This window comes from Rhodonellum sp., from assembly GCF_030656585.1.
GTDB lineage: Bacteria > Bacteroidota > Bacteroidia > Cytophagales > Cyclobacteriaceae > Rhodonellum > Rhodonellum psychrophilum.
Genome location: NZ_JAUSPP010000020.1, coordinates 41957 through 57657, shown reverse-complemented (window position 1 = coordinate 57657; position 15701 = coordinate 41957). Strand labels below are relative to the sequence as shown.

General features: G+C 45.4%; 14 protein-coding genes. 5 read left to right on the top strand and 9 right to left on the bottom strand.

Features of this window, described 5'->3' with window-relative positions; all coding sequences use genetic code 11:
- Positions 1 to 72: 72 nt before the first annotated feature.
- From Q7J63_RS04555 to Q7J63_RS04535, 5 genes are all read left to right on the top strand, one after another.
- Complete coding sequence (locus Q7J63_RS04555) at positions 73 to 828, top strand: (Fe-S)-binding protein (protein WP_304884309.1); 756 nt, start codon at positions 73 to 75, stop codon at positions 826 to 828.
- On the top strand, positions 825 to 2186 hold the full coding sequence (locus tag Q7J63_RS04550; RefSeq protein WP_304884307.1) for a lactate utilization protein B: 1362 nt from the start codon (positions 825 to 827) through the stop codon (positions 2184 to 2186). The genes Q7J63_RS04555 and Q7J63_RS04550 overlap by 4 nt, the downstream gene beginning before the upstream one ends.
- Positions 2183 to 2746 carry an LUD domain-containing protein gene (locus Q7J63_RS04545; protein ID WP_304884305.1) on the top strand — a complete coding sequence of 188 codons (564 nt, stop codon included), beginning with the start codon at positions 2183 to 2185 and terminating at the stop codon, positions 2744 to 2746. The genes Q7J63_RS04550 and Q7J63_RS04545 overlap by 4 nt, the downstream gene beginning before the upstream one ends.
- A gap of 433 nt (positions 2747 to 3179) precedes the next feature.
- On the top strand, positions 3180 to 3557 hold the full coding sequence (locus tag Q7J63_RS04540; protein WP_304884303.1) for a transmembrane 220 family protein: 378 nt from the start codon (positions 3180 to 3182) through the stop codon (positions 3555 to 3557).
- Positions 3558 to 3589: 32 nt separating this feature from the next.
- Complete coding sequence (locus Q7J63_RS04535; RefSeq protein ID WP_304884301.1) at positions 3590 to 4339, top strand: NIPSNAP family protein; 750 nt, start codon at positions 3590 to 3592, stop codon at positions 4337 to 4339.
- A 284-nt stretch (positions 4340 to 4623) separates the two neighbouring features.
- Here Q7J63_RS04535 and Q7J63_RS04530 read toward each other — a convergent pair whose 3' ends face one another.
- The 9 genes from Q7J63_RS04530 to Q7J63_RS04490 all read right to left on the bottom strand — a co-directional run bounded on the left by Q7J63_RS04530 (position 4624) and on the right by Q7J63_RS04490 (position 15701).
- Complete coding sequence (locus tag Q7J63_RS04530) at positions 4624 to 8067, bottom strand: ThuA domain-containing protein (RefSeq protein WP_304884299.1); 3444 nt, start codon at positions 8065 to 8067, stop codon at positions 4624 to 4626.
- Between the two features lie 576 nt (positions 8068 to 8643).
- Entirely contained in the window at positions 8644 to 8910 is a 267-nt protein-coding gene (locus Q7J63_RS04525) for a hypothetical protein (protein WP_304884297.1), read from the bottom strand.
- A gap of 242 nt (positions 8911 to 9152) precedes the next feature.
- Complete coding sequence (gene pgk, locus Q7J63_RS04520; RefSeq protein WP_019597377.1) at positions 9153 to 10355, bottom strand: phosphoglycerate kinase; 1203 nt, start codon at positions 10353 to 10355, stop codon at positions 9153 to 9155.
- Between the two features lie 100 nt (positions 10356 to 10455).
- Positions 10456 to 11445 (bottom strand): L-threonylcarbamoyladenylate synthase, encoded by a 990-nt coding sequence (locus Q7J63_RS04515; RefSeq protein WP_304884348.1) that lies wholly within the window; start codon positions 11443 to 11445, stop codon positions 10456 to 10458.
- Complete coding sequence (locus tag Q7J63_RS04510) at positions 11445 to 12116, bottom strand: tetratricopeptide repeat protein (RefSeq protein ID WP_019597375.1); 672 nt, start codon at positions 12114 to 12116, stop codon at positions 11445 to 11447. The genes Q7J63_RS04515 and Q7J63_RS04510 overlap by 1 nt, the downstream gene beginning before the upstream one ends.
- A gap of 68 nt (positions 12117 to 12184) precedes the next feature.
- Complete coding sequence (locus Q7J63_RS04505) at positions 12185 to 12637, bottom strand: thioesterase family protein (protein WP_019597374.1); 453 nt, start codon at positions 12635 to 12637, stop codon at positions 12185 to 12187.
- Positions 12637 to 13188 carry an NUDIX hydrolase gene (locus Q7J63_RS04500; RefSeq protein ID WP_019597373.1) on the bottom strand — a complete coding sequence of 184 codons (552 nt, stop codon included), beginning with the start codon at positions 13186 to 13188 and terminating at the stop codon, positions 12637 to 12639. Before Q7J63_RS04500 ends, Q7J63_RS04505 begins: the two co-directional genes overlap by 1 nt.
- A gap of 6 nt (positions 13189 to 13194) precedes the next feature.
- Positions 13195 to 13785 (bottom strand): hypothetical protein, encoded by a 591-nt coding sequence (locus Q7J63_RS04495; protein ID WP_019597372.1) that lies wholly within the window; start codon positions 13783 to 13785, stop codon positions 13195 to 13197.
- Entirely contained in the window at positions 13785 to 15701 is a 1917-nt protein-coding gene (locus Q7J63_RS04490) for an ATP-dependent DNA helicase RecQ (RefSeq protein ID WP_019597371.1), read from the bottom strand. The genes Q7J63_RS04495 and Q7J63_RS04490 overlap by 1 nt, the downstream gene beginning before the upstream one ends.

The window sequence follows — 15701 nt, the reverse complement described above, 5'->3', positions numbered from 1 at the left end:
ACCTAAGCCGGCGGATGCGTTGACCATCAATATCCACCAATTTCATTTATTCCAGACTTCTGTCTAAAATTTATGGTGCAAAATAAAAAAATCGCCCTTTTTATCCCCTGCTATGTGGATCAATTCTATCCTCAGGTAGCCATTTCGACTTTGGAACTATTGGAAAAACTGGGTTGCAACGTGACCTATCCCATGGGACAAACCTGTTGTGGGCAACCCATGGCCAATGCTGGTTTTGAAAGAGACACTTTGGGCACCACAGCCCATTTTATCCGCACGTTCAAAGATTATGATTATGTCGTGGCCCCTTCCGGCAGCTGCGTACTGCATGTCAAAGAACATTCTCCCCAGGTTCCTGGTTTGGAAAAGGAACAAAAGGAACTGCATGACAAGATTTTTGAGATAACCCAATTTATCGTGGACATACTAAAAATATCCAAAATAGAAGGGAAATATCCCCACAAGGTCGGCTACCATTCCAGTTGTCATGGACAAAGAGGACTGAGACTTTCCTCCTCCTCAGAACTCCACGAAGCTCCATTTGGAAAGGCAAAACAGCTGTTGACGCAACTTGAAGGCATCGAATGGGTGGAGCTGACCCGACCGGACGAGTGCTGTGGATTCGGCGGGACTTTTGCCGTCACCGAAGAGGCCTTGTCCATCCAAATGGGGAAGGACCGCATCGCCGATCACCTTGGGCATCGCGTCGAAATCATGGCTGGAGCGGACATGTCCTGCCTGATGCATTTGGAAGGAATTGCGAAAAGAAACAAACAAGATCTCCAATTCAAACACGTTTGTGAAATCCTAAACGAAGCCTTATCATGAGCCATCCCGTCGAAGCAGAAGCATTTCTCAAGGACAAAGCCACCTCCAAGTGGCATGACGAGACCCTTTGGTTTGTGAGAGACAAGCGCGACAAAGTCTCCAAAACCGTCCCTGAATGGGAGGAGCTGCGAGAATTGGCTTCCCAGATAAAAGACAATGTCCTTTCCCAACTGGAAGTATATTTGGAGGCATTTGAGAAAAATGCGGTGGCAAACGGCATCCAAGTACATTGGGCGAAGGATGCACAAGAGCATAACGAGATTGTCTTGGAAATCCTGAAGAATAAAAAATGCGAAGCAATCGTCAAGAGCAAATCGATTTTGACCGAAGAATGTCATTTGAATCCATTTTTGGAGAAAAACGGTATCGAGGTGGTGGACACCGATTTGGGAGAGCGGATCGTTCAGTTCCTCAACCAGCCGCCCAGCCATATTGTGCTGCCCGCCATTCACCTCAAAAAAGGCCAGATTTCGGACATTTTCCATGAAAAACTCCAAACGGAAAAAGGAAACGACGATCCGACTTACTTGACCCAAGCGGCGAGAGTCCATCTTCGGGGAAAATTTTTAGGCGCCAAAGTGGCGGTCACCGGGGTGAATTTCGGTGTCGCCGAGACAGGTGAATTCGTCGTCTGCACCAACGAAGGCAATGCAGATATGGGCGTACATCTGGCAGATGTCCATATCGCCTGCATGGGTATTGAGAAAATCATTCCGAAAAGGGAACATCTCGGCGTATTCCTGCGCTTATTGGCCAGATCGGCCACAGGACAGAGCATCACCAATTACAATTCCCATTTCAGAAGTCCTGCAGTGGGAAAGGAAATCCACCTCATCTTGGTGGACAATGGCCGGACGGCACAACTCGGCCGGGAAAAATTCAGGAATTCCCTGAAATGTATCCGCTGTGGCGCCTGTATGAATACCTGCCCCATTTACCGCCGAAGTGGCGGTTTCAGTTACAAAAGCACGGTTCCCGGACCGATAGGATCCATACTTTCCCCGGGCATCGACCTGCAAAAACACAGCTCACTGCCTTTTGCCTCGACACTTTGCGGCAGCTGTACCGATGTATGCCCCGTCAAGATCAACATCCACGAGCAACTCTATGAGTGGCGCCAGGAAATCACCAAATCCCAGTCTGCCTTAAATGGAAAGAGCATCGCGATGAAGATCGCCAACGGTATTTTTTCCGTCCCATTTGCTTATCACATTTCGGGGGCAATGATGCGGGGCGCCTTAAAGATCCTGCCCGAAAGCGTGACTTACAGTGGCCTGAACACTTGGGGAAAAGGAAGGGATTTACCCGAATTGCCAAAGGAATCCTTTAGGAATTGGTACGAAAAAAACAGAAAATGAACAGCTCCAAAGACAATATCCTTTCGAAAATCAGGGCCGTCAAAAGGACTGAAATCCCCTTGCCCACCATTGGTAAATTCGCACATCCGGCAGATTTGAAGAAAACTTTTTGCGAGGCCATCCTTTCCAACAAAGGTGAAATCCTGACGGAGGAAGGTTTTATGGAAATCATGGCATCGGCTGATTTCCCAAAAAGATATTCCCCGATCGAGGCTTACCGAAAATTCAACACCTTTGAGCTTCCACAAGATCCGCATGCGCTGAATGATTTGGACCTTGCGATAGTCCAGGGACAATTTGGCGTTGCCGAAAACGGAGCGATTTGGTTTGAGGAAGAGGATCTTATCCATCGGGTTTTGCCCTTTATCACCGATCACCTGATCGTGGTCTTGTCCCTAGACAACCTGCTGGGCAACATGCACGCCGCCTATGAACGGATGTATAACAACCACTCGGGATTTGGCGTCTTTATCGCAGGCCCTTCCAAAACGGCGGATATTGAGCAATCCCTGGTCATCGGTGCGCAGGGAGCGAGAAGCTTAAAGGTGGTATTGGTGTAAATCCTTTGAATCAAATTTTTGCTTATCTTGTACTTCGATCAAACCAACAAAGCCATGAGAGAGGTGACCTTGAGAATCCCTGATGACAAATATGATTTCTTTATGGAGTTTTTAACAGTTGAGATTGGAAAAATCAAATGATTTCGAAATCCCTGAGGCGCATAAAGAAATTGTAAGGGAGAGAATTAGAAATTCCAAACCTGAAAATCTTATCCCTTGGAAGGAGGCTAAAAAAATGTTGAAATACAACAACAAATAAAATGGCTTTTGAACTGGTCATTGAACCCCCTGTTTATCAATTTTTTTCAAAATCCGGACGTTTGGAAAAACAGATAACAGAAAATTCAGAAAAGAAAACCTTGATTGATACGGGGATTTCGCCCAGATTTATACATTTCAATTTGCCAGTAATACATACCCAAGCCCAAAACCCATGCATGCCTTCCCAAAATACTTCTTTATTTTTTGGACCCTGATATTCCTGCTCTTTGCCTACTTCCAACTCAATGATCCGGACCCCGAAATCTGGGTGAGCATTTATGTGGCGGCCATGGTATTTACAGGACTTGCTGTCCGTGGAAAGCATCCCCTCATTCCCCTTTCCATCGCTATCCTAGTCTGTATTATTGGTGCGCTTTACTATTTCCCGGAATCTGTTTCAGGATGGATCGGCCAGGAATTGGAACAGAAAGACCTGACCATGAAAACACCCCAAATGGAGGAAGCCCGGGAAACCTTCGGTCTTTTGATCATTGCGGTGGTACTTGGGTATTCCGCCTTTTTGGGATGGCGGGAAAAACGACATTTCTAATTAAACCATCTACTCAAACTAACCCCTATTAAATGAAAAAGCTTTCCCTATTGTTCCTATTTTGCCTTTTGGCCTTTGCCTTCACCGCAGAAGCCCAGCAATCGCGCTACTATGAAATGCGGACCTATCATTCCCCCGAGGGCAAAAGGCCGGACTTGATCAAACGCTTTCAGGACCACACCTTAAAGTTGTTCGAAAAAAACGGAATTGAAAATGTCGGTTATTTTATTCCTACGGACCAAAACAACTACACGCTAACCTTTATCCTGGCCTATCCCAACCAGGAATCCAGAGACGTTTTGTGGAACAAGTTTGCCAATGATCCCGAATGGCAAAAAGCCTACAAAGCCTCAGAAGCCAATGGTCCTTTGGTGACAAAAGTGGATCAAGTATTCATGTCGGATGCTTCGGAACTCTCCACTGAAATCAGCAAACTCTCCCCTCAGGCACCAAAAATATTTGAACTGAGAACCTACCATTGCTTGCCGGGAAAGTTGGACGCGATCAATGCCAGATTCAGGGACCATACCCGAGAGCTGTTCGAAAAACACGGGATGCTCAATGTGATCTACTGGTACACCGTGGAGAAGGATGGTACACAAGCCAAACTGGTCTATCTGCTTGCCCATAAAGATGAGGCTGCTGCCAAAGCATCCTTTACCGCCTTTGGTAGCGATCCGGAATGGATCAGGGTCAGGGATGCCTCTGAGGAAAACGGAAAGATCATCGAAAAAGTGGAATCGGTTTACCTGAAAGCACTTCCTTTCTCACCCCTTCGCTAGGAATTCTGCCGGTAAAACCGAGCTTAAAACCCAATTGTTTTCAGCTCGAAAAGTGCCAATCCTTTGGGCGTAAAGATTAGATCGGGCTTTCAAAATAGTCGCCACCTTCAGAGGCCAGCAGATTTTCAAATCCCCCGATCACCATTTCGGGAGTTACAACGATGAGAACCAAACACTCCAAAGCAGAAAAGCCCCACCGACATATAGGTGGGGCTTTTCTTATATACAATCTATTGATAAATTCCTGATAAATACTTCATTTGGAGGCATTTACCGGGGGAATCTTACTTTGCTTTCAGTTCCACTGACATCAGCGCTGCAGTTCCGGTTTCCTGCGCATTGGCAGGTCGGGTCACCACGAAAAGTTCATGCTTTTTCCCATCTGTTATCGGCTCAATGGCAATGGATGCCATTCCGCCAAAAAAGCCGCCAGCTCCTGGGCCACCAACTTTGAATAGAGATTCCCCGATTTTTTTGCCATCAGGCGTATCCAGTCTCAATTCGACCACAAAACCATGCTCGGTCGGCTTCTGACCTCCACAAATGATGTCTATTGAGGAAACCGAAGTCAAATCCATGGCAGGTAGGCCAAAATGCGCCTCTTGTGCCGGAACCAGCAACAAAGTCTGTCCATTGTAGGACATTGCGGAATATCCTTCCATCTTGCTGGCTTGGTCCATTCCCATCTTGCTGTTTCTCAGACCCAGGGAACTGTTTCCAGTCAGTGGCTTGATGTTTTCCCCACCTCGATCGGTAAAGCTGGCAGAAAGGATCAACACGCCATTGTCGCTTGGCGCTTTGTCCAGGGTTGGTTTTACGGTTCCTTTGGCTGGCAAAGATGGGAGAGTTTCTCCCCTTCTGCCCAAGGAAAGGATGTAAGCAGCGATCTTACGGCCGTCATCATTTTTCAATTCCGGGTTGGCTGGCATGACAGTTTCTCCCCAGATCCCTCCGCCTCCTTTTTGGATTTTATTGACGAGATAATCCACCGCATTTGGGTTTCTTCTGTATTTTCTGGCCACTTCTGTGAAGGAGGGCCCTATGGAAGCCTCGTCGTCTTTGTGGCAAGTCTTGCAGGTCAGTGCACCCATCAGACTTTTGCCTGTCATCGCTTCGGTCATGATGAGATGGCCTTGGGAAGCTTCTGCCATGTCCACTCCCGAGATGTAATCCGCAGATACAAACAAGGAGGAAAGATCTTTCCCAACCTCTGCATCATCAGGATCCGTGACCGTGATGGTGTAAGAAACTGGTTTGTTGGCGAAATAAAAGGTTTGGTTGCCTTCAACCTGGATATTGACAATTGGAGCAATGTTGCCCGCATAGACTGAAACCAGATTGCTCTTTGCAGATAGCTTTCCTGGATCGCTTACCTGCACCTGTACATCGTAATCCCCAAGTGCATTGAAGGTATGTTTCAATTCGGGTTCGGAAGTCGTGACCGTTTCGCCATTGCCCAAGTCCCAGACAAAAGTCAGGGGATCATTCTCAGGATCGCTGGCGTCCACCTTGAAGACCGCCGTAAAAGGCAAGGCACCTGAGGTTTTGTCCACGGTTATTTTCTGTACCACCGGAGTTCTGTTTCCATCGTTGAAATCAATTCTGGAGAGCCCGGAATCCGCATTTTTGGTAAACCAACCATTGCCATATTCCAAGACGTAGATTTTTCCGTCCGAGCCAACTTCCATGTCCATCAATGCATTGAATTTGGTGGTGGACATAAAGGGATCCATCTTGTCGAAATCGCCATTTGGCTGCATGGTGACTACTTTGATCCAACCCCTTATCCAATCATACATAAAGAATTTTCCATTGTAGTAGTCCGGATATCGGGTTTCTTTGGGAAACATATCGGTGTAATACACCGGACCTGCCATGGCGTTTCTTCCGCCTGTGCCCAGTTGTGGGAATTCTTCTGAAGCACCATAAGGATACCAGATAAATGCAGGTTCTGCCTTTGGCAAATCTTTGATACCGGTATTGTTCAGTGAGGTGTTGACAGGTTTTGCAGGATCGAAAGCCTTGGTGGATGTTCCGGTTTCATAATCGTAATCAAAATAACCGTAATTGTCTCCCACAAAGTACGGCCAGCCAAAATTCCCGGCTTTTCTTGCCTGGTTGACTTCATCGTAGCCACGTGGGCCCCTGTTGTCCAAACTGTCCATATTGGCATCCGGCCCAACTTCTCCCCAATAAAGGAATCCGTTTTTCTGATCTATACTAATCCTGTAAGGATTTCTGTTTCCTTGGACGTAGATTTCCGGTCGGGTGCCCTCCGTTCCTTTTGGATACAGATTGCCTTCGGGAATTTCATAAGTACCGTCCTCTTTGACTTTGAGCCGAAGGATTTTACCCCTCAGGTCATTGGAATTTCCTGAACTCCTTCTGGCATCAAATTGCTCATGACCTGGTCTGCCATCCACGGGCGCGTATCCTTTGGTTTGGAATTTTTGACCTGCCTCATCAAAAGGCGTCGAGTTATCTCCTGTAGACACATACAACAACCCATCCTTGTCAAAGGCAATGGAGCCGCCTGTATGGCAACAGATATTTCTTTGTGAATAGAATTCCAATACGATTTTTTCGGAAGCCATGTCCCAAGTGTCGTTTTTAAAGGTAAACCTGGACAACCTGTTGACTTCCTTGTCAATAGGGCTATAAAAAACGAAAACATGGCCGTTTTTGGCATAATTCGGGTCTTTTTGGATACCCATCAGGCCTTCCTCGGCATTCACGCCAGGGGTTTCTGTTTTCCAGTACACATCCAACTTGGCGATTTCATTTGCTGTGGAATCCCCGCTTTTATAAAACATCACTTCTCCTCTTCGCTGTGCGATCAAGATGTCAAGATTGGGAAGAACAGTCATTTCCGTAGGTTCGGTAAAGACGCCTTTCACCAGATCTGTTTTTTCAAAACGATTTTCCTCAGGAATCCTTTGGGTTTTGGCTTTGGAATAGTCCAGCTTCTTGTTGTCTCCAATGGCATATTGGATGCCTGCGAGTAGGTGCTGGAGGAAAAGATCTTCGGTATAGGATTCATTGGTATGGCCACCTGCGGTGTAAAAAGCCCTTCCCCCATCGTATTCATGGTACCAGGCGACAGGATGCTCTCCCATTTTGACACCACCTTGGTAGCTGCTTTCATCCAGATTCATGAGGACATTTACCTCAGGATTCAATTTTTTGAAACTGTACCATTCGTCTTTTCTGTTCCAGATTTCGGGAAGTAACTTGGTGGTGGAATGGCTGCGGTCGGTGACATTGATTGTTCCATCCTGCACATTTGGATGTGGATCATTGATCCCTGGGTGATCTAGGAAATAAGCGCCTACAAGTCGGTTGTACCAACCCCAGTGGTATTCCGTGTCGGTAGCGGCATGGACACCGACAAATCCTCCACCCGCTTGGATGTAGCGTTCAAAGTCGGCTTCCTGATAATGATTCAGTACTTCTCCTGTGGTGCTCAACCAAATGACCGTTGAATATTGGCTGAGATTTTCTTCGTTGAAATTATCCGAATTGGTGGTGGTGTCCACGGCAAAACCATTCTCGGCGCCCAATTTCTGGATGGCGGCAATGCCACTGGCGATGGATTCATGGTGAAATCCTGCCGTTTTGCTGAAGACAAGGACTTTGGGATCGCCCGATCGCTTGTTGCAGGAGGAAAAAAGGATAAGCGTACAAGCCAATAGCAATAGGCTTTTTTTCAAATAGGTTTGGGTTATCATAGGGTATTGTTTTGCAGGAAATATAAATATTTTTTACAGATCAACTCAAAGTTGATTTTTGAATGGGGAATAATGGGTTGAAGTGGAGAAAACGAAATGATAAATACATTTTGAATTGACAAAGCGTGAAATTTACAAATAATATTTAGATAAAAAACGCTTCAATGTGTACTTTTTACATGCTGGGCAAATCACGGTTTCCCAAGGCCATTGAACCAGAATTCTAAGACAGCGGAAAGGTAACGGAAAGCAGATAACTTGAGGTTAGTTAGATGGAAATATGCATTAGACTTCTTAAGGGTATCGAAATTGCAAGAAAATCAGATCATTGGGAGACTAATTTCTGATACCAATAGGGTGAAGTCAAAAATAGCCAACAGCTATTTGATCATCAGTGAATTACAATTCCGGATTGCAATTGTCATGCATCACAGGGGTTGAATTGAAAACCATAGGGCTAAAAAAGGATCCGGATCGGATTTTGGGCAACTACTTTTTTTCTGAATCTGGAAAAAACAATGCTTAATGGATCAAAAAACAACAAAACCCTTTGGGGAAGCAAATCCAAACGTACGGCTATTCAACTTTCTTTTTGTAAACACGGTTCACGCAAACCACACTGTCGATTTCACTTTGTTCGTTCTTGATGTCTAGCGACCACAACTTGCCTTCCTCATCCCGATAGGTGAAAACGCCTGTTTCTTTGCTTCTTCTGATATCCTCGATAATTTCAAAGGAGGTGCCGTCCTTGAGATAGACCATGCAGGGATCTTTGATTTCCTGAATATCCATACAAGCCAAGAGCCCCAACAATAAAAAACAGGAAGCCAAACCCTTTTTCATACTTCTAACAATTTCATACCCATTACCGACCAAAAGTAAAGTTTAAAACTTTACCAACCTTATATCCGGAAAGATATTGTTTTCAATGATATCTCCCTCATGGGAAAAAAGATACATCGGTAGCTAAGCGAGGGAATATACACCATTATCGGAAAAACACATAAGGTTAAACATCTTTAAAGCAAAAAAGACCGATTGGATCGGTCTTTTTTAAATTCAAATGCATCCAGTAAAAATGCTTTTTATTTTGGCTGCAAGGCCTCAACACCAGGAAGCACTCTGCCTTCCATGTGCTCTAGCAAAGCACCACCACCGGTGGACACGTAGGAAACCTTATCTCCGTAACCAAACTTATTCACCGCAGCTGCGGAATCTCCGCCACCGATCAGGGAGAATGCTCCGCTTTTGGTCGCCTCCACCACAGCATCTGCCACGGCTTTGGTTCCTTTGTCGAAACTGTCCATCTCAAATACGCCCATTGGACCATTCCAAAGAATGGTTTTGGAGGCTTTGATCACTTCTGCAAATATCTCCCGGCTCTTTGGTCCAATGTCCAATCCCATCCAGCCATCAGGGATTTCGCCCTTATTGGCCACGCCTTGCTCCGCATCATTTGCGAAAGCCTTGGACGTAATGGAATCTTCCGGAAGGATGATTTTCACACCTTTGGCCCTTGCCTTTTCCAGCAATTCCAATACAAAATCCAATTTATCTTCCTCGCAAAGTGAGTCCCCGATGGTGCCTCCTTGAGCCTTTGCGAAAGTATATGACATTCCGCCACCGATGATCAAGTTGTCCACTTTGTCCAACAAGCGCTCGATGATCATGATTTTATCCGAAATCTTGGCACCGCCCATGATGGCAGTATAAGGCCTTTCCGGATTTTCAAGGACTTTGTCTGCATTCTCCAACTCGGATTGCATCAAATACCCACTTACTTTGGTATCAAAAAACTTGGCAATCACAGCCGTGGAAGCATGTGCTCGATGAGCGGTTCCAAAGGCATCATTGACATAGACATCTCCAAGAGAAGCCAGTTTTTTCGCAAATTCCTCGTCTCCTTTTTCTTCTTCTTTGTAAAACCTTAGATTTTCCAATAAAAGGATCTCTCCTGGCTGCAGCCCCGCGGCCAACTGCTTCGCTTCTGAACCAATACAATCCGGAGCGAACTTCACGGAACGTCCTACCAATTTTTGAAGGTGGTTGATCACGTGTTTTAATGAATATTTATCCGTGGGGCCATCTTTAGGCCTTCCCAGATGCGACATCAAAATTACAGAACCCCCATCTTCGAGGATTTTCTCAATGGTTGGAATGGCCGCGCTGATCCTAGAATCGTCGGTAACATTCAAATGGTCATCCAAAGGGACATTGAAATCTACCCTGACCAAGGCTTTTTTACCTTTAAAGTCAAGGTTATCCATATTTTTAACTCTGTTTTTCATGTTTATTGTTGGTTAATGGTTGAAAGTCGGAAATCCGAAGCTTATTTAATTATTTTTTTACAGAACCGGAAAAAGACAAGATTTTAAATCCTCCCTCTTTTCAGCTAGAATGATGCAATCCCTGTATATTATCGGCCGCGGCTCTCCTGAGCCTGTCGTTGATTGCCCTGCCCAAACCTTCTTCGGGCAAAAGTTCTGCTAAAATTACAGAAACATCCATGCTATCCAAAGCCCTCATCGCGGCAAAAAGATTTTTTGCTGCCTCGTCCAAATCTCCCGTGGGACTTAAATCCAGTTGTAATGTCTCTGGGATTTCGGCAAAGTGCTTTTTGAAAGACAATACCGCGAAAGTTTTTTTCTCGCTTATACATGAATTGACCAACTCTTTTAGATTGCCTAAAACAAATGGTTTTTTCGGTGCGTAATGGCTTTTGAGCATTCCCGGAGATTTTGGATTGCTGCTGGAATGGGTCTTTACAACAACCCGGCCAACAACCGACTCGATGGCATCGACATCCAATCCACCCAAACGGTAGACAGTCACTTGGCCATTCTCCATGCCCACTATGGTACTTTCCAATCCTACTTTACAATCCCCACCATCCAAAATATAGGGTATTTTGTCACCCAGCTGGGCATTTACATGGCTCGCTTGGGTAGGACTGATGTATCCAAAAGGATTTGCACTCGGGGCAGCCAAGGGAAAATCCAAAGATGCCAGCAGAGAAAGTGTCAAAGGATGCTGGGGAACCCTCACCGCCACGGTGTCCAAACCACTCGTGACCAAGTCAGAAATATTGGGTTTTCTCTCCAATAAAAGCGTCAATGGTCCAGGCCAATATTTTTTTGCCAATAGAAAAAGTGAATCTGGAATATGGGTCGTGAAATCTGAAACTTGGTGCAAGGATGCAGTATGAATGATCAGTGGGTCAAAACTTGGCCTGTCTTTGACTGCGAAGATTTTGGCTACGGCATCGGGATCAAAGGCATTTCCCGCCAAACCATAGACGGTTTCCGTTGGAATCCCAACCAACTCGCCGGATTCCAGCAAACCCTTGGCTGTGGCAATATCCTTCCCTATCGCAGCCATTACTCTTGGCAAAAATCGTTGATCCAAGTTTTGGCTTCGGTATAACCCAAACTCAAGGACATCTTCAAGTTGGCGCAGCCCTCTTCTTTCATCCCCAAAGCACTCATTTGGGTCACTCCCAAAAGATAAAAAGCGGCTCCGTTTCGGTTATCGACCTCCACAGTGGCGGCCAAAGTCTCCAAGGCTCCAAGAGGATCATTGTTTCCCAATTGGGCTTTTGCTTTGTTGAACAAGGCCAAAGGTTGGTTTGGATTTGCCTGAAGCGCCATGTCAAAATCCAACAGGGCATCTTCGTAAGCTTCCATGCCCAGCAGCGCCAAACCTCTGTTGTAATAGACATCAACTTGCTGGAGGTCCAAACCATTGGCATAATTGTAATCAATCAAGGCTTCTTTGTAGGATTTTTTCTCCAAATGGGCATTGCCCCGGTTGAAGAATGACTTATAGGAAGTGGAATCCAATCGGATCGCCGCAGTAAAGGAGGCGATTGCACTGTCGTATGCTTCCTGTTGGAAGTAGGCGACTCCTTTCGCATTGTGCGCAGCGATAAATTCTGTATTTTTTTCAATTGCCCGGTCAAAAAACCCGATTGATTTATCCAATTGTCCGGACTCCATCAATTTGATTCCTTCGTCAAACAGCTCTTGTTCTGAGGGTGAGCACGAGAACATGAGAAATAGGGCACTCAGCAAAATAATTGATCTTTTCACGTGGTTGAATTTTGGGCAAAGATAGGGATTTATGCCTTGCCAAAAGTACCGACCAGCATTTTTGATACGTATTCGGAAGGAACCGGTGTTGGCCTCATGGATTTCATATCCACGGATACCATGGTGGTCATGGCTGAAGCAAAGACTTTTTCTTCCCCATTCGCCGTCAAACCCATCAGCACCTGTTCCAAAACAAAAGAAGATTTACCGACTTCCAGGCAGCGCACATAGGCAATGGGGAGATCCAGAACGTGCATGGGTCTGAAAAAATCAAGATTGATATTGGCGACAACGGTACCTATTTCCAAAATATCCCAATCACAGACCCGGAAAAGATATTGGGCACGGGCATGTTCAAAATAATTGAAATAGATCCCATTGTTCACATGCATGTACCCATCTATATCGGAGTACCTGATTTGGATGGGGATTGAAAAAACAAAGGAGGATTTTACCTCCTCTACGGTATATTTTTTTACCATCAGATCAATATTTCCGATTTGTTCGTCTTTTCCAACATTCTCACAATGGAGGGATTGAAACCAATCATGTCTTCTATAGAATCAAAATTGATCCATGCCAGGTCATTGCTTTCTTTGCTGATGATCAATGGCTCATCCAATTCCGCTTCGATCAGGTACCTGACATCAAAGTGAAAATGCTCCGGCACATCGCCCCTTTGGGGAATGATATGCTTGTCTATATCAAAAATCCGCCTGTCCACCAATCTCAGGGAGGTTAGGCCGCTTTCTTCGCGCGCTTCCGTCATGGCAACTTCCAATAGATTTTCATTGCCATCGGCATGTCCGCCCAACTGTAGCCAGCGGTTCAATTTGCCATGCAAAGTCAGAAGGGAATGTGTCCTCCTTTTGTTTACGATCCAGGCAGATGCGGTAAAGTGACCCTCGAGTCTTTCCCTTTTGAAGGCCAGGTCATCAAATGTCAATTCTAGAAATTCGGAAGTAAAATCTGCTTCCTCTTCATAAGGTGTGCGGTAATTTTGAAGGTTTTCTCTTAGGGAAATTCTATTCATAATATTTTAAATTTGAAACAAATCATCAATAAACAGGTCAAATGGACGTGCCTTTTGATATAGGTGATCCGAATATACGGTAACTAGTATTTTAAGAAAACTTGCTTTATCGTTGATGCTCGTTTTTTCTACGCTGATATTTCCATAGAGCTGATCGATTTTCTGCTCTATCAGATCCGCACTGCTTAGGGGCGGTTTGAAATATTGTTTCTCGATTGTGCGGACATCGTCATTGATTTCTTCGATTTTTCTATCCAGACTAACTTGATTATAACCCAAATCTAACATTCGCCTTCCAAATGCAAAGAAAAGCATCGAAAAAGTTTTCTCATCGAAGGGATGTTCATAACTGATCGCAAAACCATTCGCATAGGGGGATTTGAGAATGTGGATTTCCGGGGAATCGTTGATGCCTGCTGTTTTGTAATGGTAGTTTTTATGGACCAATGCCAAGATTTTCTTGCCTTCATCGGACCCAAACCATTTCTCAGTATCGGCTTTGGACGTTTCCGACTGCACAAAATTTTCTTTGATTGAAATCGGTGTCTTTTTTTGGGGAAATAATTTTCCAATTATTTCGTCGATAAATGAGGGCATCAGGCTTTGATTTTATAGTTTCCATTGGCTTCGGAGTGAATCAATCCCTCCTCTTCCATTTCTCTGAGCACACCAAGTGTCAAATTGTCATTTTTCAGGCCTGGTGTTTCTTGTAGCGTATGAATAGAAAACGCTTTTCCATCGGATAAAGTTTGAAGGATCTTTTGCCGAAGGTCTATATTTACCTTATCCAGCATCCCTGCCTTTTTATTGGCGATGCAGGTATCACAGATTCCGCAAAAGAAATCCCCCTCTTCCCCAAAGTATTGGGAAATCTGATTGGCCCGACAAAGTGTCTGGTTATGGATATAGGCTATCATCGAGGCCGCCTTTACCTTGGTGTTTTCCCTCCTTTCGTCAATCCTTCTGGCGTTCAGCGGGAGTTTTCCCGCATCATACCTGGGAGAGAGAAAAGTCACCTGAGGTTTGTCTTTCCTTTTGTTGTATGCCAATATCCCGAACTTGTCCAATTGTTCAAGTTGGTTGATCAATTCGGATTCGGGCAAATTGATGGATTTGGCGAGTTTGGATTCTTGGATTTTCAGATATTCGACAAAAAGCTCCCCTCCAAATGTCCGCAAAAGGGCTTTGACCAGGGGATCGAGTTTTGCATTGGAAATCTGGAATTCATAGAGCTTTCCTGGATCTACCAGCAAATGGATGGAAGAAGGGACAAAAAAACTCTCATTCAAATCCACCAAATCCTCTTCCTGAAGAACCTTAAGCGCATTGTAGGTGGAAAGTACATCCAGCCTATAGGTCTTTGCAAAATCCGCCAGGTCAAAATCATAACTCACAAACAAGCTGCTTCCCACCGCAATCCGGTACTGATTGGCCAGACTTTGGTACACTTTCTTGAGAAATTCAGTCGGAGGATAGGCAATTGCGGCCCTCTCCGTCAGCGCAATCATGTCCTGCGCATTGGTCAGCAAAATGCCAAATGCCTTGATTTCATCCCTTCCTGCCCGACCGGCTTCCTGATAATAGTTTTCCAGGTTTTCGGGCAAGTCCAAATGGATCACCGTCCTCACATCAGGCTTATCGATTCCCATCCCAAAAGCATTGGTGGCCACCATCACCCTGATTTTATTAGATTTCCAATCCTGCTGCCGGGATTCCCTGGATGCCCCATCCACACCTGCATGGTAGAATGTGGCGGAAATCCCCATTTGGTTGAGGACGTTGGCGATGTGCTTGGTCCCTTTTCGGTTTCGAATATACACAATGGAGGATCCCGGCACCCGCTTGAGGATGTCTATGGCTTTTTCCAGCTTGTTTTCCACTATTCTCACCGAATAACTGAGGTTTTTTCGGCTGAAAGAGCGCACAAATACCTCGGGCTTCTTCAACTCCAGCTTCTCGATGATGTCCTTTTTGACGACCAAAGTGGCCGAAGCCGTGAGCGCCATAAAAGGCACTTTCGGATGGAATTCCCGGATATTCGCGATTTCCAAGTAGGAAGGCCTGAAATCATATCCCCATTGGGAAATACAATGTGCCTCATCGACCGCGATCAGGTTGACTTTCATCTGCTTGAACCGCTCGATGAAAATCTCCGTTTTCAAGCGCTCGGGTGAAACGTAGAGGAATTTATAATTGCCATAAATACAATTGTCCAAAACCGTATCGATCTCCCGGAAGTGCATTCCGGAGTGAATCGCAGCTGCCAAAACCCCTTTTTTCCTGAGATTGTCCACCTGGTCTTTCATCAGGGCTATCAGTGGGCTCACGACCAGACAGATCCCTTCCTGCGCCAAAGCCGGCACTTGAAAACAGATGGATTTCCCTCCTCCCGTCGGCAGCAATGCCAAACAATCCTTCCCTTCCATCGCAGAAAGCACGATTTCCAACTGGATGGGACGAAAGTCTTCGAATCCAAAAATTGTCTGGAGAATATGTAGGGCCTGGGTTTTCAA